Below are 234 nucleotides of genomic sequence, written 5' to 3' on the forward strand. Positions count from 1 at the left end.
GCTCCACCGCCGACTGCTCGGCGCTCGCCTTCTGCGCCGCGCTCCGGCCGGCGCCGAGCCCGGGGAAGATCAGGGTGGTGTTGGTGTATTCGTGGTTCACCACCAGCAGCCCGTGATCGCTGCTCGCCGAGCCGCGGGGCCGGGGGAAGAAGTCGAGATAGGCGTTGTTGTAGCCGAATTGCTGCGCCTGGGCGGCGGCGGTCTGCGCCGCCGGGTCGAAGGGTGGGGCATCGG

At 71.4% G+C, this 234-nt stretch carries 1 protein-coding gene; it reads right to left on the reverse strand.

The genetic code is table 11. The features are described from left to right. A partial coding sequence (locus JMJ55_RS30730; RefSeq protein WP_202829384.1) for an alkaline phosphatase PhoX occupies positions 1–234 on the reverse strand: 234 nt, incomplete at both ends.

Origin of the sequence: Belnapia mucosa (assembly GCF_016775475.1) — a bacterium.
Classification (GTDB): domain Bacteria; phylum Pseudomonadota; class Alphaproteobacteria; order Acetobacterales; family Acetobacteraceae; genus Belnapia; species Belnapia mucosa.